Genomic DNA, 23,036 nt, shown 5'->3' on the forward strand with positions numbered 1-23,036 from the left:
AGCTATAACCCTGCACGGATAAAACCACCTAAGTCTAATAACTCAAGTTGTTCGTTTAAATAACTGTGCACTTGTTTAGCGGTAGTAAGCTTCAAGGTATGAGATAAGATAATTTTTGCTCTTTGGTAGTCAACATGGCGAATAACCCATTTAATACGCGCTATATTATGCCCATTCATGCTGAGTTTATCAAAGCCCATGGCTAATAATAATAATGCACCAGCAGGCTCTCCTGCTAACTCACCACACAAACTTAAGGGTACTAAATATTTAGTCGATTGCTTAGCAATAACGTCTAAAGCCCTTAACACTGCAGGGTGATAGGCATCATGTAAACTAGCCACTTGAGCATTGTTACGATCAACGGCCAAAATATATTGTGTTAAATCATTGCTACCTACTGAGAAAAAATCAACTCGCTGTGCTAATTCTTCTAATTGGAAAATAACGGAAGGTACTTCCAACATGATCCCTATTTTAGGGCGTGTTAGTTTACTGACTTCCTTGCCATCACTTTTTTCAGTGTTGGCATCGTTTTTTGCTTCACTGAGTAATTCACTTTTAACTTCATAGTAAGCTTGGTTTATCAGTCTGATAGCTTCATCAACTTCGCTAACATTAGAGATCATTGGTAGCATGATCTCTAAATTTTTATGCGTTTTGTTTGCGCGCATCATGGCTCGAACTTGCACAAGAAATATTTCAGGATGATCTAAAGTGATTCGTATGCCACGCCATCCTAAAAATGGGTTATCTTCATTAATAGGAAAATACGGCAACGATTTATCGCCACCAACATCTAATGTACGCATGGTGACTGATTTTTTAGGAAAACCAGCTAATATTTCTTCGTATAATTTTGTTTGCTCTAGCTCAGAAGGGAAGCAATGACGATTCATAAATGGAATTTCAGTACGAAATAAGCCAATGCCTAACGCTGATAACTGCTCGGGACAATCAAATTCCGCCGACAAGCCCGCATTTAATTGCAACTCAATGATACGACCATCGGGAGTAATCGTCGGTAAATGTATTTCTGCTAGAATTTTTTCTGTTAACGCATGTTCTTGGGCTATTAAATGCTGGTATTCACGCTTTAGCGCTTCATCAGGATTAATAAACAATTCGCCGCTATAACCATCAATAATAGCCTGCTGCTCATCTATTTGAGCGATAGGAATGCCACTTACCCCCATAACCGCAGGCACTTCTAATGCGTGAGCGAGTATTGCCGCATGAGAGTTAGCAGAGCCTGTTAATGAAATGATTCCTTTTAAGCCTTTATGTTGATACTCAGCTAACATAGAAGCAGTAACTTCGTTAGCCAGTAAAATAAACTCATTAGGTAAATTAACCGGCTGAATATGTTGTTGCTGTAAGTTGAACAATAAACGATTACCTAGATCTCGAATGTCACTAGCACGCTCTTGCAAATAACTATCGTCAATAGCCTCAAACTGTACAACATAGTGCTCAATGACTAACTTCAGTGCGCTTTCTGCTTGCCAACCTTGATTAATGTTCTTAAACACTTCTTGGCTAATATCAGCTTGAGTCAGTAATTGTTTGTAAACATCAAAAATAGCCAAGCTGTCATCACTAACAATTTGGCTTAATTTTTGGCTTAACTCATCAAAGTCAGCAGTGGTTTTAGTTAATGCTTGTTCAAAGCGAGTGGTTTGTTCTTGCTGAGTATTTAATGCTGATTTTCGCAAAGCTAAGGTCGACAAATCAGCTTTAGGCTGACACACCATGATTTGACTAAGCGCTATACCCGGAGCACCCGCAATACCAGTAAGCTGCTTAACCGCTCGGCTTTTTTCTTGTGTTGAATTGAGTAGGTTTTTTACTTCGGCATCTGCAAGCGCATTGGCAAGTTGTGCAGATAAGGTCACTAAGAAAGCTTCATCGTTTTCAGTAAAATGTCGCGCCTGCTTTTGCTGAATAGATAAAATACCCAACACCTTACGCCGATGAATAATGGGTGTTCCTAAAAAAGCATTAAAATCATCTTCCTGTACTTCAGGAGCATTGATGAAGTGCTGATGACTATGAGCATCAGCAATATTAATAGGCTCTTCACGTTGCCCTACCAAACCAATTAAGCCTTCGGAAAAGCCTATGGTGGTTTGCCCTAATGAAGTAATTGCTAAACCATCAGAAGCCATCAATAAAAAATGTTGCTGTGAATAATCGGCTAAGTACACCGAACAACAATCGGTTTTCAAGGCTTTTTTGATCTGACTAACCATACGCTCTAAAGCACTATGCAATTGAGCATCTTGACTAAATTCAAGCACAATACGGCGTAGAGTGGTTAGCATGATATCCTTTTATAACAAGTGAAATAAAATGACCCACAATAATGTAGGTCATTTAAATTAAATCATAGTAATAATTAAGCGCGGCGTTTACGTCTATGAGAACGTTTATCTGGACGCTTTTCATAGGCAAAAGATAAAGCTTGAGCAGCAAATTCTTTCATTACACGGCGATAAACATCACGTTTAAACGAAACAACTTGTCGTACTGGATACCAATAGCTTACCCATCGCCAATCATCAAACTCAGGATGAGAGCTATGTAATAAATCCACGGCTGATTCAGGTGCAGTTAATTTTAATAAAAACCACTTCTGTTTTTGTCCAATACACACGGGTTTACTGTCGTGTCGAATATAACGCTTTGGTAATTTATACTTTAGCCAATGTTTAGTTGAAGCAACAATTTTTACATGTTCAGGTTTTAAGCCAACTTCCTCATGTAACTCTCGAAACATGGTTTGCTCTGCTGTTTCACCCTCATCAACTCCACCTTGTGGATATTGCCATGAATGTTGTCCGAACCGTCTTGCCCAAAATACTTGTCCCCTGTCATTAATTATTACTATGCCGACATTGGCTCGGTAGCCTTCGGCATCGATCACAGGAACTCCTGGAAAACTAAAAAATATTTACATCAATTCAACCATATTAACGGCTAGTGAGCAAATAATAATTTCACTTGCTTGCATTTAACTTGCCCTTGATAATAGTGATAAATTTCTTATTCAAGGGTGAGTATAAGCGTTTTGCCAACTCCAATAAAAATCCCCGCTTCTGAAGCTGAACTAATTGATAGGGTGCGCGCTCTTGCGGGATTAACGTTAGGGGAAATATCCTCAACAGCGGGAATTCAAATACCAAAAGATTTAAAGCGAAATAAAGGCTGGATTGGTTTATTACTTGAACATGTTCTAGGTGCTAGTGCTGGCTCTAAACCAGAGCCAGATTTTCCTGAGCTGGAGATTGAATTAAAAACCCTACCCATAAATAGCCAAGGCAAAGTGCTCGAAACAACTTTTGTCAGTGTTGCTCCTTTAAAAGGGTTAACGGGTATTAACTGGCAAAATTCTTGGGTGAAAAAGAAATTAAAACGCGTGTTATGGGTGCCAATCATTAGTGATAAAAACATCCCATTAGCTCAACGACAAATAGCGAGTGCATTTATATGGTCTCCTACTATTGATGAAGAGCAGCTGTTAGCAATGGACTGGCAAGAGCTTACCGATATGATTGTTTTAGGTGAAGTAGAAAATATTCACGGTAAACATGGACAAGTTCTTCAATTACGACCTAAAGCCGCTAATTCCAAAGCTAAAACTCAAGCTTTTAATCGAGATGGTGAGCCATTTATGACATTACCACGAGGATTTTATTTAAAAATTCCATTCACTCAAATGTTATTAAACAAGCACTTACGTATAGACTAACAAAGTACGTCGTCGAACAAGTTGCACTAAACTAAATTGCGTCGTACAGTTAAGTTACACATGTTAATTATTCAGTGTGACTTATCTCTTATATAGCTTACTAGCAATGCAACTTTTATGAAGTTTATAAAAAAATTTGACCATTATATTTCAGCTATTTTCATCATCACTATTATTGTCATAATAGCGACTTCTTACTTCACCTTTAAAGAGTTTTTTGTAAGTAGCCACCAAAAACAGCAAGAAGCGGTAATGCCGTTATTCTCACTAATTACCAGCGAGATAATTAGACCCTTAACAGTGTCTCAATATATGGCGAGTGATCCTTTTCTTCTGGACTACATACAACAAGAAGAAATTGATAAAGCCGTAATCTACAATTACCTAACCAGCATCTCAAGTCGCTTTAGCAGCATGTCATTTATTGCGCTTGACAATCACCAACTACTTATTGATTCATATAACAAAACTACAGATCTATCGAGCCAAGGTGCAGAATGGTATCAAAGGCTAAAAAATATAGATAAAACACATTTTGCAGATTTTGGTGATGCCGAAAACCCCCATTTATTTTTTGATGTAAAAATGAGAAATAAACAAGGAGACTTTCTCGGTTTTATTGGCCTTGGGATTGATTTAGACCACTTTGCTGACAAGTTTTCTAGCTTTGAGGAATTATTTGGGTATGAGATATATTTTGTTGATGGTGAAAACAATATTACCTTAAGCTCAAGCCAATTGATGAAAACATCGAGTCATCACCGACTTGATGAATTAATAAAAGTAGATGAATTAGATTGGTATCAAAGCTACCAAGAAAAATACCTAGATAATAATGTTAACGGGAGCAGCGATAATATTTTTGGTGCTACTGACGATTTATTAATTGTCTCTCAAATTCCATTAAAAGAGCTAGATTGGCGAGTGTTTATTGTTGCTCCACCAGCTAATCAACAAGGGGCTTACTGGTTGTTGTTTATTCCTAAATTGGTGATTTTTCTGCTTGTATCTTTAGCACTGTATTATATATTCACCCTTTGTATTCTTAACTTCAAATCAAAACTGGTTAAAGACTCAGAGACCGATTATCTCACTCAATTACCAAATAGAAGCTATATACACTGGAAATACTCACAACTTAGCCAGAAACATGAGCATGTCAGTATTGTGCTTGCTGACATTGATAACTTTAAAGTAATTAATGACACTTACGGCCATTTATTTGGTGATGACGTATTAAAAGTTATTGCCGATAAGCTTGATAAAAGCTTGAGAAGTATTGACTTAACTGGACGTTGGGGAGGTGAAGAATTTATTTTAATTTTACCTGATACCGATGCAAAACAGGCACAAGAAACGGTTGATAGGATCAGAAAAAGTATCGCTACCATTCCTTTTTCAGTCTCTTCTAGCAGTAAAAAGATCAATGTCACAGTTAGTTTTGGTATCAGCGAGAATAGTCTCGCTGATATAACCTTAGAAGAGATATTAGCAAAAGCAGATAAAGCGCTTTATCAAGCTAAAGAGAACGGTCGAAACCAAGTTGTTATTCATATGGAATAACGCGGACACGTTGTGATATTGTTTGGCTTTCTCCTGTTAATAACACTTGTCCTTTGGTATTTGCTGCCTCTAAACACACAAACTCCTGCTCACCATTAACATGAATATCCGCCATTTTGTTTGCTAACTCTACACCTGGGTTCCAAAAAACCCATTGCGCAGTATTTGTAGCACTGACTTCAATAACTCGTTGCCACTGGCTATCCTCGATTTGCATTAACTGATTTGAATGATAAATTCTATCAATAGGTCCAACACCATTTGCTAATGGTTGCGGCTCACTCGATTTACCCGTTAATTTATCATCAAAAGAAGCAGAGCTTAAACCTTCAATAACGCTACTCTCTGGATTGCTAACACGAAAATAACTATGTAAAGCTCCTGTATAAGCAATATCCTGCTCACCTAAATTAGTGATGGTAAGTGATTGACTAAACGTTGAACCAAAAGATATTACTTGCGTTAATTTAAAAGCATTCGGCCATAATTCATGTAAGTTTTCACCTTCGAAAGTTAAGCTTATTTCAACCGCACTTTCATTGATATTAATATGACTGACTTGCCAGATATTTTCACGGGCAAAACCATGATTTCCAAACTTATTATTTACATCGTCAGCATGTGTGCCAAACCAAGGCCAACAAAGTGGAATTCCGCCACGAATAGCTTTTCCTTGTTTAAAAGGCGTGGTATCAGAGAGCCAAAAAACTTCCTTTTCGCCACTAGGCTGCCAGTTAAGTACATGACCACCATAAAGGCTCACACTTGCTTGGCAATTTTGGTGCTCTATCACCAAAGATGAAACATCATGATTTATGTTTACCTGTTTTACTTGGCCAAATTCGTTCTGCTCTAACACTGACATTAATTTTCTCGTACGCTAGTTTAATTGAGATGATCTTAAACAAAGCGAAGCACGTTGCAAAGCTTAAAAGCTTTTACCTAATGATAAAAAGACTGTACTTTTTCCTTCTGAGGCAAAACCAACCCCAATTACCGCGGGTCCAAAACTCGTATCAGTACCAAGATATAAACTTCCTGAAGTGATTAAATCGTCAAATTTTACCGATTGATTAACAGTCCAAACATTACCGGCTTCGATACTAGTACCCAGATACATAGGTAAACTGGTGTCACCAAAAAGCTCCCTGCCTAGATCGTATTGATAAACTATCGCTGCAAATGCTTTGTGTACGCCAATTAGCGCATCTTTTTGGAAACCAGAAAGATTTAAGAAGCCACCTAGCTCACTAACATGCACTGAAAAATTAGTATCATTGTCTACCGTTGCGAAAGATGCGATCCCCACAAAAGCATGATTACGCACACTTAACGCACCACGCCAATCAAATTGAACTTCTACTGATTTATCATTAGGTTCAATTTCTTGATGATCATCATAATTATCATTTCTTAAAAAAACATTAATCGTGAATTTATTTCCTTGGGTTGGGAAGTTCATGCTGTTCAAATTATCGTAGCCGAAAGTAAAATACCCCCCGACCGAGTTATAATCTATAGATGGCGAAGACTGCTCTTTAAAAGCTAAATTACCTGTTTCACCAATAAGACCTATTTCAATTGCGCCGTTATCTGTGTAGTTAAACCCTAGCCCTAAGTTCCCTTGAAAATATTCATTTGTTAGCTCTGAGCGCTCATCGGTAGGCTCCCATTTATCTTGAGAGTATTCGATTCTTGTTCTAGAAAAATAATCGTGTGTTTCATTTAGCGGCTGATACAGCTCAGTGGCTAATTGATATTCCCAGCCTATTTTGGCTTGATTTCGCCACTGACCGCCATTAGGGGTGATATTATTTTTTATATAAGCGACATCTAAAGCAATAATCGATTTATAGGAAAAGTCCGTTTGAAGATTAAAGCCAAAATGAAGATAGTCTGGCCCCCAAGACTTTTGCTGTGTGGTTAACGTTAAATGCCGGCCTTCAGGTAAATCAACAAATTCGGCATCTACATGTTCGAATTCATCAATAGAATAGACTCTATCAATCGCCGCTTTTAATGCTTCTTTAGTTACTATATCGCCGACTTTTATCTCAAATTTATCTTCAATAATAATTTGGCTAACGTCGGAATTATTTTGATATTTAATGGCGATAAGAGGTTTATCGAAATTATCAAACCACTGTCGGCTTTGCGCTTCTTTCGCTTGTACGTAAGCCTTAAACTCTTGTGGACTAACAGAAAGTTGACTCAATTTTTCTTGCGCGGCTAAGGCAACTTCCTCACCTAGCACCAGTGCTTGAGGCATAATTGAAAAATCGGTTGTACTTAAATCATCGATAGCAGGACGTAATAAAATATCTTGTTCTTCTAGCTGATTTTTTTGAATTAAGGTTGTGGTATTGGTGAGAATATTAGATAACTGACTGATGACATCAATGGTACTTTTGATATCTTTTTTATCCATTAACGGTGAGCCAATATCCACAGCAATAACAATATCGGCTCCCATCGCTTTAACTACATCAACAGGCATATTGTTAGCGATGCCGCCATCCACTAATAACTTACCATCGATATTCACGGGTTCAACTACCCCTGGCACTGCTGCCGACGCGCGCATAGCGGTTGTGATACTGCCTTTATCGATAACAACAGCTTTGGCGGTAACAATATCACTGGCTATGGCACGATAAGGGATCACTAAGTCATCAAAACTGGTGAACAAAGGGACAACATCAGTAGAAGTTTTTAATAATTGTCCAGCAGATTGCCCCAATAACAAACCACTGGGTGTTTTCATTTCGCCATCGCTATAGCCTAGTCTAAATGAAAGGTTATATTGGTCTCTTATTTTCTTATTTTCAAAAGAAAGAAATTGGCGAGGAATAAAGTCCGAATAACCTTCATCCCAAGGAAGCGAGAGCATGATTTTTTCAATATCAGCGGCTGAATAACCTAAAGCATATAAACCACCGACATAAGAGCCAATACTTGTACCAACAATATAATCTACCGGTATATTATTTTTCTCTAGTACTTTTAAGACACCAATATGAGCAGCACCTTTAGCGCCACCACCACTAAGTACAAGCCCTACTTTTGGACGAGTTTGTAACTCTTGTGAGAAAAGGTTTGCAGTATAAAGACTAGCAAACAAGAAAATGATGAAAAGTAAGAAGCGCATATGCTATAAATGTTAATTATTATGGTATTGATATTACAAGATTTTGCTACCAATACCATAATTATTTATGCTGTGCAGTAAGATGAAACTATTTACTGTATGCTTTAGGTAGAACACCTTGGCTAGTATAGCGATTGCGAAGCGCATCTTGTCGTGATTGAGTAGACACTTGCTCGCCATTAATCCACATCAAGTCAACTTTTGAACTTAACTCGAATGGGTCCGCACTCCATAATACTAAATCAGCATTTTTACCTACAGCTATTCGTCCTGAATTAAGCTTAAACACATCGGCTACATTGGCCGTTAATGCCGACAAAGCATCTGTTTTAGCTAAACCATTGGCAACGGCAACACCCGCATCAAAACGGATTTGATTTAAGTTATGAGTTTCCCCTTTAGGAGCAAGAATCACTTTAACACCAGCGGCAGTTAGCTTTGCCATATTAGTTAGATCGCCATGTAATGAATCAAAACTACTCGGCAAGTTATCTATTGCACTCATAATAACCGGCACATTGGCAGCAGCAATTTCGTCAGCAATTAACACTGCATCACTGGCACTAACCAAGACTAAATCAAGAGAATACTTTTTCTTTAAAGCTAATAATGCCAGTAAATCTGTAGCGCGATCGGCATAAGCTAATAACGGTTTATCGCCAGATAACAGCGCCTTAATCACTTTTTCATCACGTTTAAGCGCTTTTGCAGGCTTGTCGCTCTTCTCTGATTTTTTGTTTAGCTTTTCTTGTAAATCAGCAAACTTATGATCTAGGCTTTGTAACTTTTGAGCTCTCGAGCCTTTGCTTTCTGAACCTAAATGAACAATCACCGCATTTTGTTTATCAATAACACTATCAAATGTTCCTGATAAATTTACCGCAAACGCTTGACCGACAAAGACACCTTCGCCACCACTAGGAGTAACGATATTACTCGTTATACCGCCCTTGCGGGTATAAGGGATTAAGGTTGATTTAGGGTTAAATGCTAAGCTTGCATCGAAAGTAATATCTGCTTTTTTATCGCTTGCATCACGTGTTCTAGCCACAGCGTTAACTTCAATTAAGCCAAGATAATTCATAGTGCCAATAAAACCTGGCGTTAGAATACGGCCATTTGCATCAATGGTTTCATCTACATCCACTTGCTCAGGGTTAATTGCCAAGATAGTGCCATCTTCAATAACCACTGTTGCTTGAGTTAAGATCCCTTGGCTAGCCACGGTATAAACTGTTGCGTTGGTAATCGCTGTTGTTTTTGCTGATGCTGTTGCTGATAACAGAACCAATGATAATGCACTTGATAGAGTGTAAGTAGCCGTTTTAAGCTGCTTTAAATTGGTAAATCGTGTTAATTTCATTGTTTTCATCCTACTCTTGCCCTAACAGAAAATCGCTTTTCGCTTGATACTTTTCATCAAAACGGTCATACACTTTGGCGCCATCTATAAAGACTTGCTCAGCTTTAGCATAAACACTAAAAGGGTTGCCATTCCATAATACTAGATCAGCATTTTTACCTGTCGATAAGCTACCGGTTTCATCACTAATACCTAGAGATTTAGCGGCATTGTAGGTAATCCATTTAATGGCATCTTCTGCTTTTAAGTCAAAACCATTTTCATTAGCACGATACATTACTTTACCCGCTTCTTGGTTCAAGCGTTGAATCGTAGTATCGGAATCTGAGTGTACTATGGCACAAGAGTTTTTCACGGCATCGACAATAGCAACATTTTCTTCAACCATGTCGTAAGCTTCCATTTTAAAGCCCCACCAATCTGGCCATAAGGCAGCACAGTTACCATTTTCAGCGAGTAAATCGGCAATTTTATATGCTTCAATACCATGATGGAAAGTGCCTGACTTGTAGTTAAACTCTTTACCTAAATCTATCATCACCGCCATTTCTTCAGCTTTATAACAGTGATTGTGAACTAATATTTCACCGTCAAGTACACCCATCAATGTATCTAACTCAAGATCTCTTGTTGGTGCTTGAGGGTTTTTCCCTGCACTGTAATCTGTATTGTAATCATCCCAAGCACGTTTATATTCTGTTGCTGCTGCCCAAGCTGCTCGGTAACCAGCAACATTACCCATACGAGTTGAAGGCAATTGTTTTCGGCCACCGTAAACACGCTTAGGGTTTTCACCACAGGCCATTTTTAAACCGTATGGTGCATTGGTAAACTTCATCCCCTGCATAGTTTCACTAGGAACATTGCGTAATGTTACGCCACGGCCACCAAATAAATTAGCTGAACCTGGTAAGATTTGTAATGTGGTAATGCCACCAATTCTAGCGGCTTGAAAACCCGGATCTTGTGGCCAAACACTATGCTCTGCCCATACTTCAGCAGTATTAGGTGCAGTCATTTCATTTCCATCGGCGTGAGACTCTACGCTCGGACTTGGATAAACACCTAAGTGAGAGTGAACATCAATAATCCCCGGAGTAATCCATTTACCCTCTGCATCAATAGTGGTGACACCAGCGGCGTTAATATCTACGCCCACCTGCGTGATTTTACCATCAACAACCAATACGTCGGCATTGTCAATACGTTGTCCTGTACCTGTTAACACAGTCGCGTTAGTAAACAAGGTGTCTTGCTTAGGTAATGCCTGGTAAGTACTAGGAAAAGGATTTTTATTGATGCTAACTTTCGCATCTTGTTTTTCTGAAGGTAAGCAGGCAGTTAAACTTAATGAAGTCGCTGCGACAATTAAGCTTAACTTAACTGATAGTTTTTGCATGAAGGTTCCTATACACGAAAGATTTAAATCGATTCTATTTTAGACCAATCGGATTAATTTATTGAACCGTTTGGTCTTATAACTAAAAATTCTATTACGCTTTGCCTTAGACAACAAGCAGTTGAGGAATATAAATAGACTTATATTGAGTAATTGCGACCAAAGCTCATAAAACTACGGTAAATTGCACTGATATCGCTCTTAGTCGTGCTATTTATGAAAACTTAGCGAGTAATATTCGTTTCAGTTTTTTATATCGAAGCAGCAGTAATATAAAACAAATGAGAAAATAGCTAAGTGGTGACGTTAACTCTGACTTTACCGACCAATAAAAATGTACGGTGACTAACAATACCAGTATATAGCTATAGTTATGCAAGGTTTGCCAGCTCTTACCCAGTTTTCTTTTTAGACGATTAAATGAGGTGACGGCCAATAGTGTGATGATGATAAAAGCAACCATTCCCACGGTAATGTATGGACGTTTAATCACTTCACTAATAAATAACGCGCCATCAAATTGTACTTCAAAAGCGAGAAAATTAACTAAGTGAAATGCCGCGTAAGTAAAAGCATAGAGCCCTAATAACCGTCTGACTTGCATTACGTAGCTTTGTTTTGAAAACTTAGCTAATGGTGAAGCACACAAGGTGATCAGTAATAGATTTAAACTACCGATGCCGGTAAAGTGAATTACCGCTTCAACGGGGTCAGCGCCGAGTTTATCTGCAAACGCTAAGTAGTATAAATTTATTAAAGGAATTAAGGCAGTTAAGTGAATAAATACTTTTAAGATATTCACTTTTTTATTGTTATTCATATAATTAACCTAAGCTTGCCTTAGCACATGTTGCCCTGGCAGCTGTATTAACTGATTTTTTCGCTAAAGATCTTTCAAACCAAGATCATGCTAATCAATAATTTTTACTTAAATCCATACCTCGGTATAAATCTCCAACCTCTTCCCCATAACCATTAAAAGGTAGTGTAGGAATACGGTTACGGGTAAATAAACCACCACTGGTAATGCGCCTTTCACTTGCTTGACTCCATCTTGGATGATCATGATTTGGATTAACATTGGCATAAAAACCATATTCTCTAGGAGCTAGCTTATTCCATGTTGTGGGTGGCTCATGCTCCATTAATTTAATAGTGACGATGGATTTAATGCTTTTAAAACCATACTTCCATGGCACAACCAATCGAATCGGAGCGCCATTTTGTGGAGGCAAGGTTTTACCATATAAACCAACGCTCATTAATGTTAATGGATTCATTGCTTCATCTATTCGTAAACCTTCTACATAAGGGTATTTAATTCCCCCACCTAAGCGCCTGCTAGCTTGACCGGGCATTTGCTCTGGATCATATAAGGTTTCAAAAGCAACATATTTAGCTTTGGATGTTGGTGCTACTTTTTTCAATAAACTAGCTAACGAAAAACCTATCCATGGGATCACCATTGACCAAGCTTCAACACACCTTAGGCGATAAATACGCTCTTCTAGAGGAAACATACTTAGTAAATCGTCATAATCTAAGGTTATAGGTTGTTCACATTCACCAGATACAGTTAGTTGCCAAGGATTTACCTTAAATTTTTGAGCTAACTCTGCAGGTTGATCTTTTTTAGCACCAAACTCATAAAAGTTATTATGAGAAATAACTTTTTGTTCCGGTGTTTTTAGTAGCTCAATATTTTTGCTGTCTTGAGTATATTTCAGCTCTTTTGTCACAAAACTCGTTTCATCATCACCAAAAAAGCTTGCTGAAGATTGACGAGAAATACTTGCACTAAGTAAGGCGCCAGCACCTAAGAATCCCATTTTTTTAAGGGTATTTCGACGCTCAAGATAAACAGATTCATCGGTTATAGCCGATTCTTTCAAAGAGGAATTTTTTGGGGTTTTAATTAACATACTAGTGCCTAACAACAAAAAGGGATGCTTTAGCTATTAGACACTAATTCTTGAGAAATAATTTCAAGCTAGTCTATTAAAATACTAATATTACTTAAGCAGGTTGAACCAATTGCTGTAAATGATTAACGACATCGCTTGATTCATACAACCATTGAACATCACCATTATCTTTTTCAATACGTAAACATGGTACGGTTCTTTTGCCACCTTCACGAATTAATTCATCACGAAAATTATTCTTTTGATTGATATTACGAAGCTCAATATTTAAGCCTTCACGTTTCATGGTACGACGTACTTTCACACAAAATGGGCAGCTCGGTAATTGATATAAACTTAAGTGCTGAGTTTTAGCATCGACACTTTCTTGCTCGCTTTGCGTTCTTTTTGGCGAACGAGGTGAGAAAATAAAGTTTAGTAATAAAATAAGACGGCCAATAGGCCAGCGTATGAGAGTCATGATCATAAGAATACTTCTGTTTTATATAAAGGTTATTGCCAACGATTAATTTCGCGACGGATAATAACATAAAAGTATCCAGATAAGCTGTTACATTTTTCTCACAACATTGATTACAAGCTTACCGGTAAAACACCTTTTGCTTGCTGAACTCCTGTTGCAATAGCCATACTCGCGTTCATTCCTGCGCTAAACTGCTGCCCTTGAGCATCCATCATAATTTTATCATCATAAATTAATATTGCCGAATCTGCAGAGTTTAGATATGGCTCAACCAAAAAAGGAGAGCCTTGTACAATCAGTAGTGATGGAATACTTTGATCTTTAGCAAGTGCCAATTGTAGCTTTGCTAGCTGGCCATATTTAACAGCTAATGAGGTTTGCGTACCTTTGTTTGACTTAAATTGGTTTATTGCCTGTTGCAACAAATCATCAACGCCTCCTAAATCAACGACACTGCCTTTTTTAAGGCTCAAAGTGGTAATAACCAGATCGGCATCTTTTAATTGTTTAATATTTTGAATTTTAGCTAAGGCTTTTTTGTGCTCGCCAATAATACTGGTAATTTTCAGCTGCCTTTGCCCTGCTCTTTGCCACTGGTGAACGATGGCATTTTGTAATGCCTGCTGCTCTTGCTCATTAGCGACCAGTAGATGAATATGTCCAACCTTGTCAGGAGAAAGAGGCAGTGTCTGGGTATTATTTTTTAACAAGGTTGTCGCTTCATTAGAGAGCTGCTGTTGCTCAGCAATATGGGCACCACTGGCAACAATCGCCTGCGCACTTTCAATTTGTTGAGAGATTGAACCAGGCGGCGTTTGAATATATAAATCTTTGTAATGATTCAACCTCGCAATTGATTCATCAATTTCATCATAAGTTAATGAGCCGGTTGAAATTTTATTTGTGATCCCTTTACTCACCGCAATCACAAAATGCTTAAAGTGATCAATATCTGCAGGTGTTCTCACTTTAAATGGCATTACGGCTAAATCAGCACCAGCGGCTATCGTTTCAACCGTAGCGGTAACTTGATCAAAATAATGCGCCACACCTGCCATGTCTAATGCATCAGTTGCGATAATGCCTTTAAAGGCCATCTCATTCCTCAATAAATCAGTCAGTATTTTTCGAGACATGGTTGCAGGTTTAACCGTCTTAATTCCGTCTTTGCTGATAAATGTCGAATTATCTAGTGCTGGATATTGAATATGAGCAGTCATTATCATTGCCGGCTCACTATGGGCAATAGCCCACTTAAAAGGAGCTAAATCTACTTTTTCTATTTTTGCCAAGTTATGGTCTACGCGAGGCAAGCCTAAATGGCTATCAACACTAGTATCTCCATGTCCCGGAAAGTGCTTCAATGTCGCCATTACCCCATGGGATTGCATAGCTTTCACGGCAGCAGCACCTAATTCTGAAACCTGTTGAGGGTTTTCACCAAAAGAACGTGTGTTGATAACAGGATTATTAGAATTGGTATTTACATCGACAACTGGCGCGTAATTATTATTAATACCTAGTGCCTTGAGCTCTGTTGCAATAACTTGATTTACACGGGTAGAAAATTGAGTGTTATGTTTAGCGTAGGTAGCACCAATAGCCATATTGCCGGAGAATGATGTTGCCTGTGGTAGACGAACAACTCTGCCACCTTCTTGATCGATAGAGATAATTAATGGTTTAGCACTTTGACTTTTTAGCGCAGCATTTTGTAAATCTTGAGTTAACTGAATAACTTGCTCATTAGATGCTAGGTTCTCAGCAAATAACACCACGCCACCAATATCAGTTTCTTGTACTAAATCGGCTAATGCTTTAGGTAATTTAAGCACGCCTTTAGTACAAGCTTTAGTTTCTTGAGGGGATTCATCACAAAAGTAACGGATATCTAAAATTATCTTTTGAGCTATTTTACGTTCGAAATCAGTAAACATTAATCTTGTTGCTTGATTGGTATCTTCTGCGGGCATATTACTACAAGATGACAGGATAAGTAGAGGAAATCCCATTAATAGTCTAAACACAAAATTCAATTTTAAATTAAAAGAAGAAAACTTTAGATAACCTGTCAGTACTTTGATCATAAACAACCCAATAAGAAAAATGATGTGATAAGTTCATAATTGAAAACTTACCTCGCGCTTAAGTATTTATTAATTAGAGGTGTGAAACAAGCGCTTTATCACTCAGCTATTTGATAAAAGATGTAAAGGCTATATAACAACTGAGGTATAATTTCCTCAAGTAAATCAAAGGATACAATTGAAATGGATACTGTAAATTCGATTAACGAGGACAATAATCTATCTTTGGGTCATGTATATGTGATGACTCATTCATTATTCTCTGATGTCGTTAAGATTGGTTGTACTCCAGAAGATCCTCAGTTGTATGCGCAGTCACTATCAACAAAAACCATTGGCGAATACACGGTTGTTTTTTCACTTAAATGCGATAATCCATGCAAACTAAAAAAGCAGCTTCGCGAGCATTTAAATGCCCAAACATATGTTAATGACTTTTACCAAGTGCCGACACAAGTAGTTAAAAATATAATCAAAAGAGAGGCGTTTCGAATTCCTACCCTTTCAAGTTAAGGAATTTAAGATATATATTTTTGAAAATGATAAAAACAACCAGCACTCAGTTAAAAATTGGTACTGGTTGTTTAGAAAATTACTAATTTGAGTAAGCAAAGCCTTCAAAAATATTGAAGAATGTATCAGTCGCCTGACCATTAAGCCTAGTTTGATAACAACCTATATCTTCATCACAAGTTTTTCCTTGCAGTTTAGAGCCAGTAGTTTTCTTTCTTTTCCTAAAAGTAATAATTTGCTCATCAAAGATAGTTGTTAATGGTGCCGAATTGATAGTAATTATTTCTATGTTAGATTTAGGCCAAGCGAGACCAGCATCAGACTCAATCAACGGTTTCTTTTCCATGGCCGCAATCAGTTTTGGGAAAGAAGTAGAATACTTTTCTAGGGACTCATCAATTGACTCAAGTAGCTCAGGCAGTCTTTTATCTTTTTGCTGATATGCTTTTGCCAAATAATAATCTGCTTTTTCTATATCTTTAGGAACTAATTTATCATTAAGGTAAAGCGTACCAAGTAGATAGTTAGCGTCTTTATAGTTACCTTTCGCCACTTTCTCTAAGTACTTAATTCCTTTTTCAGGATCTTTATTTTTTTCACTTACTAAAGAAATTACCCCAACAAGGTATTGTGATGAATACTCACCCTTCACTGCCGCTTTTTGTAAATATTTTAAGGCTTTATCTTCATCTTTTTCAGTACCGTACCCTACATAGTAAAATTGACCTAAACTTGCATTGGCCTGCACATAACCACGCCTAGCACCTTTTTTAAATTTTTTAAAATAATCGATACACGACTCTGTTTGACACTCTTTGATCTCTTCTGCTTTTGTATACGTTGTCATAAGCAACAACACAACTGAGATTAAAATGACGACTATACTTTTCATACTAAATCCTTCGTTATTATTATTGTAAGCATTCTCACTCAAGACACTACCAAGGCTAAAAATAAATATTGGCTTAACCTTGGGTGAATCATTATTTAAATGATTAATTTGAGTAAGCACTACCGTAGCTAAGATTAAAAAATGTATCTAGAGGTTGACCGTTTAATCGACTTTGATAACAACCTATATCTTCAGCGCAAGTTTTACCTTGAAGTTTTGAACCGGTAGTTTTCTTTCTTTTTCTAAAAGTAAGGATTTGCTCATCAAAAATTGTTGTTAGCGGTGCAGAACTGATGGTGATGATTTCTATATTAGATTTAGGCCATTCGAAACCGTCATCAGATTCAATTAATGGTTTCTTTTCCATTGCAGCTAATAGTTTTGGAAAAGAGCTAGCATTATTTGTTAAAGACTCGTTAATTGACTCGAGTAACTCTGGTAACCTTTTGTCTTTTTGTTGATACGCTTTAGCTAAATACATATCTGCTTTTTCTAAATCCTTAGCCACTAATTTATCATTAATAAATAATGTACCTAATAAGTAGTTAGCATCTTTGTAATTACCTTTTGCCACTTTTTCTAAGTATTTAATACCTTTATCAATGTCCTTATTGGTTTCACTTGTTAAAGAGATCATACCAACAAGATACTGTGAGGCATACTCACCTTTAACGGCTGCCTTTTGCAAGTATTTCAGAGCCTTATCTTCATCTTTTTCTGTACCATAACCAATATAATAAAATTGACCTAAACTTGCATTGGCTTGAACATAACCTCGTCTGGCACCTTTTTTAAATTTTTTAAAGTAATCAATACAAGATTCAGTTTGACACTCTTTGATTTCTTCTGCTTTGACATAAGGTGTGAGAATCAGCATTACCGCTGATATTATTATTGCTACTCTACTTTTCATATCTATATCCTTTATAATTAATACAACCTTGATAGAGCTACCGTATAGCTAAGTAATTACATTACATAATATTAACAAATAAGTATAGTTTCCAACCTTCTTTCGCATTTGTACTTTTGCTCAATTTGTAAGCTTTTATTTTCATCCACAAAAGAAAAAGACACAAACCACTAAATATCAAGAACTTAACTATAAAACCAACATAATAAAAACCAGAAAATACTCAGTAATCAACTTCTGTCAGTTTAGGGGATTTTTTAAAAGCAAATTATCGCTAGCGCTGTTGCTTTATCCAAAGTAACATTAACTATTAGCCTTTATACCTTTAAAAGAATCTATAGTTTATTGTACCTCCCAGCTATCTCTAAATGCCCAAAACTCAATAAACAAATAACATAAAAAAGTAACTATAAGACATGCAAGATCTATCCAAACACACCCCGATGATGCGTCAATACTTAACCATCAAGGCCGAATTTCCTCATATATTAATTTTTTATCGTATGGGGGATTTTTATGAACTATTTTTTGATGATGCTAAAAAAGCCGCTGACTTATTAGATATATCTTTAACCGCCCGTGGCAAAACTGGTGGTAATGCTATTCCTATGGCGGGAGTACCCTATCACGCCGTAGAAAACTATTTGGCGAAGCTCGTTCAGTTAGGGGAAAGTGTCGCTATTTGTGAACAAATAGGCGATCCCGCGACAAGCAAAGGTCCAGTAGAGCGTAAAGTTGTACGTGTTATTACTCCTGGCACCGTCAGTGATGAAGCACTATTAACCGACAAGCAAGATAATTTGATTGTTGCTGTGGTTGAAAATCAAAGCCCAATAAAAAAATCTTCTGAACCCTTATTTGGTTTAGCTTATTTAGATATGACTAGCGGCAGGTTTGTATTAACTGAACCCGAAACGAGCGAACAATTACAGGCTGAGTTACAGCGTCTTTCACCTGCAGAGCTTCTTTATCCCGAAACTTTAAGTGACCTGACACTTATTGATAGATGTAAAGGTTTGCGTCGTCGCCCTGAATGGGAATTTGATATTCAAACAGCAACCTCCTTACTCAATAAACAGTTTGGAACTAAAGAATTAACAGGGTTTGGTGTAGAGGGAAAAAACTTAGGCTTGGCTGCAGCGGGTTGTTTATTTCAGTATGTTAAAGATACACAGCGAACCGCTTTACCGCATATTCGTTCGATCATTAGTGAATCTGCCATTAAAGGGGTGGTACTTGATGCCGCTACTCGTCGTAATTTAGAGTTAACACAAAACTTGCAGGGAGGCATCGATAGTACTTTAGCCTCGATATTAGATAAATCAGCAACACCGATGGGCTCTCGATTATTAAAGCGTTGGTTGCACTTTCCGTTGCGAGATATTGAAATATTAACTAATCGACAAAGTACCATATCGCAAATCATCGCCAGCGAACTGCACCTTGATATTCATCCTTTGTTTAAAAGCTTAGGTGATATTGAACGGATTGTTTCGCGAATAGCTATAGGCTCAGCTCGCCCTCGCGACTTTGCTCGTTTACGTTTTGCTTTACAACAGCTGCCACAACTGCAGAGTTATTTATCTGAAAATAACTCTGGCTATATTCATCAGTTAGGACAATCCTGTTTACCCATTCCAAATATTCAATCATTACTTGAAAGTGCCATCGTTGAAAACCCGCCAGTGCTAATTCGTGATGGTGGTGTCATTGCACCAGGTTATGATGAAGAGCTAGATAGATTACGAGACTTAAGTCAGGGAGCTGAAAATTTCTTAGCCGAGCTTGAACAAAGAGAAAAAGAGCGGACAGGTATCCATACCCTAAAAGTTGGCTACAACAGAGTACATGGTTTCTTTATAGAAATTAGTAAAAGTGCCGCAAACGATGTACCTGACAACTATATTCGCCGTCAAACCCTCAAAAATAATGAGCGTTTTATTACCGAAGAATTAAAAGAGCATGAACATAAAGTACTCAGTGCACAAAGCCAATTTTTAGCATTAGAGAAACGTCTTTACCAAGCATTATTTGAACAAATTTTACCTGAAATTTCTAAACTGCAAACGTTAAGCCAAGCCATTGCTGAACTTGATGTATTAAGCACCTTTGCTGAGCGTGCTATTAGTTTAAACTATGTAAAACCAACCCTTAGCGAGCAAGCTGGAATTGATATTGAAGCTGGCCGACATGTAGTCGTAGAGCAAATGACTGATGATGCCTTTATTGCTAACCCTGTAGTATTAACAGAGCAAAGAAAAATGTTGATTATTACCGGTCCTAACATGGGGGGTAAATCAACTTATATGCGACAAACTGCACTTATCGTGTTGTTAGCTCATGTTGGATGTTATGTACCTGCCCAAGGAGCTACTATTGGTATTGTTGATCGTATCTTCACTCGAATCGGCGCTTCTGATGATTTAGCAAGTGGACGCTCAACTTTTATGGTGGAAATGACCGAAACAGCAAATATTTTGCATAATGCGACAGACAGAAGCTTGGTACTTTTAGATGAAATTGGCCGAGGTACTAGCACTTATGATGGCTTATCGTTAGCATGGGCATGTGCCGAGATGCTTGCCTTAAAAACACAAGCTTTTACCTTATTTGCCACTCATTATTTTGAACTAACCTTGCTTGCGGAGCAAATTGATAGCTTAGCCAATGTCCACTTAGACGCAATGGAGCATGACGATAACATTATCTTTATGCATGCAGTTCAGGAAGGGGCAGCCAGTAAAAGTTTTGGTCTACAAGTTGCGCAACTCGCTGGTGTACCGAAAACTGTTATTTCTCGTGCAAAGCAGCGTTTATCTGAATTAGAAGAGCAGCAACCCCCTTCTATCTTGCCAGCACAAACAGATAACTTTCAGCAGTTATCGTTAGTGGCTGATGATCACCCAACATTGGATAGGTTGCGTGAAACTGACCTTGATGATATTTCACCTAGACAAGCATTGGCTTTATTGTTTGAGCTAAAAGAAACGCTATAAAAAACGCGTAAAAAAAGCTGCTAGGTTTACCTAGCAGCTTATTAAAATAACTTAAACGTTATTATTGAGCTTCGAAAATCGCCTCAATTGATAAGTTTTGCTGACTTAAAATATCTCTTAATCGTTTTAAGGCTTCCACTTGAATTTGACGAACACGCTCTCTGGTTAATCCTATTTCACAGCCTACATCTTCTAATGTTGCCGCTTCATAGCCCATCAAACCAAAGCGTCTCGCGAGAACCTCACGTTGCTTTGAATTTAATTCATTCAACCAATTAACAATGTTATTACTCATATCTTCAGACTGTAAGTCCCCTTCAGGACCACAACTCTTTTCATCGGCAATGACATCAAGTAAAACTTTATCTGAATCACCGGCAAACGGTGTATCAACTGAGGCAATACGTTCATTTAGACGTAGCATTTTATTGACATCAGCAACAGGTCTGTCTAGTGAGTTAGCAATTTCTTCGGCGCTTGGCTCATGGTCAAGCTTCTGGACAAGCTCACGTGAAGCTCGTAGGTAAATATTTAATTCTTTAACAACATGGATAGGTAAGCGAATGGTGCGAGTTTGATTCATTATCGCTCGTTCAATAGTTTGGCGGATCCACCAAGTAGCATATGTTGAGAAACGAAAGCCTCTTTCGGGGTCAAACTTTTCTACTGCACGAATCAAACCTAGATTCCCTTCCTCAATTAAGTCGAGTAAGGGTAAACCACGATTATTGTAACGCCTGGCGATTTTAACGACTAAACGTAGATTACTTTCAATCATGCGTTTTCGTGAGGCCTCATCTCCTTTGAGGGCTAATCTTGAGAAATAAACTTCTTCTTCTGCACTCAACAATGGCGAAAAACCAATTTCGCTTAAATAAATCTGAGTGGCATCTAAACTTGATGATGTCTCTTCTTTCTCATTCAGTACTGCGGTTTGTTTTTTTTCTTTTACCATGCTGTTCTCCCGTTTATAACGTAGCAAAGTTATATTGATTATTAAATATTCACACTATCTCCAGTTTTCTTAATTATTTTGTTGGTATGTTCGTAAGTATGACTTACATGAATACACTTATTATAGTTTGGGTAAATACTTCAAAGGATCTACTGACTTTCCGCGAAAGCGAACTTCAAAATGAAGCATGACTCTTTGCGCATCGGTATCGCCCATTTTAGCGACTATATCACCAGCTCTAACGTGCTGCTGCTCTTTGACTAGTATAGTGTCATTGTGAGCATAAGCGCTAAGATAATCATCATTATGTTTAATAATAACTAACTTACCGTATCCTCTTAAAGCACTACCCGCGTAAACAACTTTGCCACTCGCTGCGGCTTTAATGTTCGTGCCGCGCTTCCCTGTGATATCAATTCCTTTATTACCTTGTACCTTAGAAGAAAACTTAGCAATGATTCGGCCTTTAACCGGCCATTGCCAATGACTAATTTTCTGAGAAAAACTCGTTTTCTGTAAGTCATTTTGTACTGTTTTCTTTTTAGTTACATTTTTACCATACGCCTGCTTTTTTGTAGATGCAAGTGTCTTTTCAACTGGTTTACCACTGGTCTGATTAGAGCTTTTATTCTGGTTTTTACTAGAGTGCTTACCATTACTAGTGTTGCCCGATTTTGATGGTTTTTTAGCCACTAAAATTAATTTTTGATTTGGATAAATATTATAAGGAGGTGAAAGTTTATTCAATTTAGCTATTTGGCGAACATCTGAATTTGCTCGCCATGCAATAGAGTATAGAGTCTCCCCTGCTTTCACCTTATATTCAGTGCCATGAATGCTATTTTGAACACGATTTTTAAGAGGAGCACTTCCATAAACACTAACAACGGGAGCAGGTTTGTCTCGTGAAGAACACGAAAAAAGGCTAACAATCAAAAATAAGTAGCAAATTATTTTTACTGAACGACGTGCAGCACTATACATACAGTGATAATAAGTACTGCAATTAACGTTTAGGTAATGATGAGATAACCGCTCAAATCTCATAACTGCTATATAAGTTTCCTA

General features: G+C 37.6%; 18 protein-coding genes. 4 read left to right on the forward strand and 14 right to left on the reverse strand.

Annotation, left to right across the window (positions count from 1 at the left end; genetic code table 11):
- Window positions 1-2: 2 nt before the first annotated feature.
- Window positions 3-2,324 (reverse strand): phosphoenolpyruvate--protein phosphotransferase, encoded by a 2,322-nt coding sequence (gene ptsP, locus AC27IF_RS06840; RefSeq protein WP_487053133.1) that lies wholly within the window; start codon window positions 2,322-2,324, stop codon window positions 3-5.
- Between the two features lie 74 nt (window positions 2,325-2,398).
- Window positions 2,399-2,926, reverse strand: coding sequence for an RNA pyrophosphohydrolase (gene rppH, locus AC27IF_RS06845; RefSeq protein WP_487053134.1), 528 nt, complete (start codon window positions 2,924-2,926; stop codon window positions 2,399-2,401).
- Window positions 2,927-3,070: 144 nt separating this feature from the next.
- On the opposite strand from rppH, the gene mutH reads away from it, so the two are divergent.
- Together mutH and AC27IF_RS06855 are read left to right on the forward strand one after the other, a co-directional pair.
- A complete protein-coding gene (gene mutH, locus AC27IF_RS06850) occupies window positions 3,071-3,751 on the forward strand; it encodes a DNA mismatch repair endonuclease MutH (protein WP_487053135.1) in 681 nt (226 codons plus the stop codon).
- Between the two features lie 117 nt (window positions 3,752-3,868).
- Window positions 3,869-5,314: a sensor domain-containing diguanylate cyclase gene (locus AC27IF_RS06855; RefSeq protein ID WP_487053136.1), complete on the forward strand. Its 1,446-nt coding sequence runs from the start codon at window positions 3,869-3,871 to the stop codon at window positions 5,312-5,314.
- Here AC27IF_RS06855 and AC27IF_RS06860 read toward each other — a convergent pair.
- The 8 genes from AC27IF_RS06860 to AC27IF_RS06895 all read right to left on the reverse strand — a co-directional run bounded on the left by AC27IF_RS06860 (window position 5,298) and on the right by AC27IF_RS06895 (window position 15,585).
- Window positions 5,298-6,179, reverse strand: a complete 882-nt coding sequence (locus tag AC27IF_RS06860; protein WP_487053137.1) for a D-hexose-6-phosphate mutarotase — start codon at window positions 6,177-6,179, stop codon at window positions 5,298-5,300. The two genes, AC27IF_RS06855 and AC27IF_RS06860, sit on opposite strands and share 17 nt — an antisense overlap.
- Before the next feature lie 63 nt (window positions 6,180-6,242).
- A complete protein-coding gene (locus AC27IF_RS06865) occupies window positions 6,243-8,462 on the reverse strand; it encodes a patatin-like phospholipase family protein (RefSeq protein WP_487053138.1) in 2,220 nt (739 codons plus the stop codon).
- An 88-nt stretch (window positions 8,463-8,550) separates the two neighbouring features.
- Window positions 8,551-9,834 carry an amidohydrolase family protein gene (locus tag AC27IF_RS06870; RefSeq protein ID WP_487053140.1) on the reverse strand — a complete coding sequence of 428 codons (1,284 nt, stop codon included), beginning with the start codon at window positions 9,832-9,834 and terminating at the stop codon, window positions 8,551-8,553.
- Window position 9,835: 1 nt separating this feature from the next.
- Window positions 9,836-11,224, reverse strand: coding sequence for an amidohydrolase (locus AC27IF_RS06875; RefSeq protein WP_487053142.1), 1,389 nt, complete (start codon window positions 11,222-11,224; stop codon window positions 9,836-9,838).
- Between the two features lie 214 nt (window positions 11,225-11,438).
- Complete coding sequence (msrQ, locus tag AC27IF_RS06880; RefSeq protein WP_487053144.1) at window positions 11,439-12,044, reverse strand: protein-methionine-sulfoxide reductase heme-binding subunit MsrQ; 606 nt, start codon at window positions 12,042-12,044, stop codon at window positions 11,439-11,441.
- Between the two features lie 94 nt (window positions 12,045-12,138).
- Entirely contained in the window at window positions 12,139-13,146 is a 1,008-nt protein-coding gene (gene msrP / locus AC27IF_RS06885) for a protein-methionine-sulfoxide reductase catalytic subunit MsrP (RefSeq protein ID WP_487053145.1), read from the reverse strand.
- Window positions 13,147-13,240: 94 nt separating this feature from the next.
- Entirely contained in the window at window positions 13,241-13,609 is a 369-nt protein-coding gene (locus AC27IF_RS06890; RefSeq protein WP_487053147.1) for a glutaredoxin family protein, read from the reverse strand.
- Window positions 13,610-13,722: 113 nt separating this feature from the next.
- A complete protein-coding gene (locus AC27IF_RS06895; RefSeq protein WP_487053148.1) occupies window positions 13,723-15,585 on the reverse strand; it encodes a glycoside hydrolase family 3 protein in 1,863 nt (620 codons plus the stop codon).
- 297 nt (window positions 15,586-15,882) lie between these two features.
- Here AC27IF_RS06895 and AC27IF_RS06900 point away from each other — a divergent pair, with 297 nt between their 5' ends.
- The gene (locus AC27IF_RS06900; RefSeq protein ID WP_487053150.1) at window positions 15,883-16,212 is read left to right on the forward strand and encodes a GIY-YIG nuclease family protein; all 330 of its coding nucleotides are present in this window, start codon (window positions 15,883-15,885) and stop codon (window positions 16,210-16,212) included.
- An 82-nt stretch (window positions 16,213-16,294) separates the two neighbouring features.
- On the opposite strand, the gene AC27IF_RS06905 is transcribed toward AC27IF_RS06900, so the two are convergent.
- Window positions 16,295-17,104, reverse strand: a complete 810-nt coding sequence (locus AC27IF_RS06905) for a tetratricopeptide repeat protein (RefSeq protein WP_487053152.1) — start codon at window positions 17,102-17,104, stop codon at window positions 16,295-16,297.
- A 103-nt stretch (window positions 17,105-17,207) separates the two neighbouring features.
- A complete protein-coding gene (locus tag AC27IF_RS06910) occupies window positions 17,208-18,017 on the reverse strand; it encodes a tetratricopeptide repeat protein (RefSeq protein WP_487053154.1) in 810 nt (269 codons plus the stop codon).
- A gap of 416 nt (window positions 18,018-18,433) precedes the next feature.
- Between AC27IF_RS06910 and mutS the strand changes: the two genes are divergently transcribed.
- Window positions 18,434-21,013 carry a DNA mismatch repair protein MutS gene (mutS, locus tag AC27IF_RS06915; RefSeq protein WP_487053155.1) on the forward strand — a complete coding sequence of 860 codons (2,580 nt, stop codon included), beginning with the start codon at window positions 18,434-18,436 and terminating at the stop codon, window positions 21,011-21,013.
- Between the two features lie 61 nt (window positions 21,014-21,074).
- Here mutS and rpoS read toward each other — a convergent pair whose 3' ends face one another.
- Together rpoS and AC27IF_RS06925 are read right to left on the reverse strand one after the other, a co-directional pair.
- Window positions 21,075-21,968 (reverse strand): RNA polymerase sigma factor RpoS, encoded by an 894-nt coding sequence (gene rpoS, locus AC27IF_RS06920; protein WP_487053157.1) that lies wholly within the window; start codon window positions 21,966-21,968, stop codon window positions 21,075-21,077.
- A gap of 120 nt (window positions 21,969-22,088) precedes the next feature.
- Window positions 22,089-22,952 carry a peptidoglycan DD-metalloendopeptidase family protein gene (locus tag AC27IF_RS06925; RefSeq protein WP_487053159.1) on the reverse strand — a complete coding sequence of 288 codons (864 nt, stop codon included), beginning with the start codon at window positions 22,950-22,952 and terminating at the stop codon, window positions 22,089-22,091.
- Window positions 22,953-23,036: the final 84 nt, after the last annotated feature.

Source organism: Colwellia sp. KS18-150 (genome assembly GCF_057551365.1).

Excerpts from the sequence above, each read along its gene's own strand:
- ptsP (WP_487053133.1), bottom strand. The coding sequence starts at position 2,324 with ATGCTAACCACTCTACGCCGTATTGTGCTTGAATTTAGTCAAGATGCT.
- AC27IF_RS06855 (WP_487053136.1), top strand. The coding sequence starts at position 3,869 with ATGAAGTTTATAAAAAAATTTGACCATTATATTTCAGCTATTTTCATC.
- AC27IF_RS06860 (WP_487053137.1), bottom strand. The coding sequence starts at position 6,179 with ATGTCAGTGTTAGAGCAGAACGAATTTGGCCAAGTAAAACAGGTAAAC.
- AC27IF_RS06865 (WP_487053138.1), bottom strand. The coding sequence starts at position 8,462 with ATGCGCTTCTTACTTTTCATCATTTTCTTGTTTGCTAGTCTTTATACT.
- AC27IF_RS06870 (WP_487053140.1), bottom strand. The coding sequence starts at position 9,834 with ATGAAAACAATGAAATTAACACGATTTACCAATTTAAAGCAGCTTAAA.
- AC27IF_RS06875 (WP_487053142.1), bottom strand. The coding sequence starts at position 11,224 with ATGCAAAAACTATCAGTTAAGTTAAGCTTAATTGTCGCAGCGACTTCA.
- msrQ (WP_487053144.1), bottom strand. The coding sequence starts at position 12,044 with ATGAATAACAATAAAAAAGTGAATATCTTAAAAGTATTTATTCACTTA.
- msrP (WP_487053145.1), bottom strand. The coding sequence starts at position 13,146 with ATGTTAATTAAAACCCCAAAAAATTCCTCTTTGAAAGAATCGGCTATA.
- AC27IF_RS06890 (WP_487053147.1), bottom strand. The coding sequence starts at position 13,609 with ATGACTCTCATACGCTGGCCTATTGGCCGTCTTATTTTATTACTAAAC.
- AC27IF_RS06895 (WP_487053148.1), bottom strand. The coding sequence starts at position 15,585 with ATGCCCGCAGAAGATACCAATCAAGCAACAAGATTAATGTTTACTGAT.
- AC27IF_RS06900 (WP_487053150.1), top strand. The coding sequence starts at position 15,883 with ATGGATACTGTAAATTCGATTAACGAGGACAATAATCTATCTTTGGGT.
- AC27IF_RS06905 (WP_487053152.1), bottom strand. The coding sequence starts at position 17,104 with ATGAAAAGTATAGTCGTCATTTTAATCTCAGTTGTGTTGTTGCTTATG.
- AC27IF_RS06910 (WP_487053154.1), bottom strand. The coding sequence starts at position 18,017 with ATGAAAAGTAGAGTAGCAATAATAATATCAGCGGTAATGCTGATTCTC.
- mutS (WP_487053155.1), top strand. The coding sequence starts at position 18,434 with ATGCAAGATCTATCCAAACACACCCCGATGATGCGTCAATACTTAACC.
- rpoS (WP_487053157.1), bottom strand. The coding sequence starts at position 21,968 with ATGGTAAAAGAAAAAAAACAAACCGCAGTACTGAATGAGAAAGAAGAG.
- AC27IF_RS06925 (WP_487053159.1), bottom strand. The coding sequence starts at position 22,952 with ATGTATAGTGCTGCACGTCGTTCAGTAAAAATAATTTGCTACTTATTT.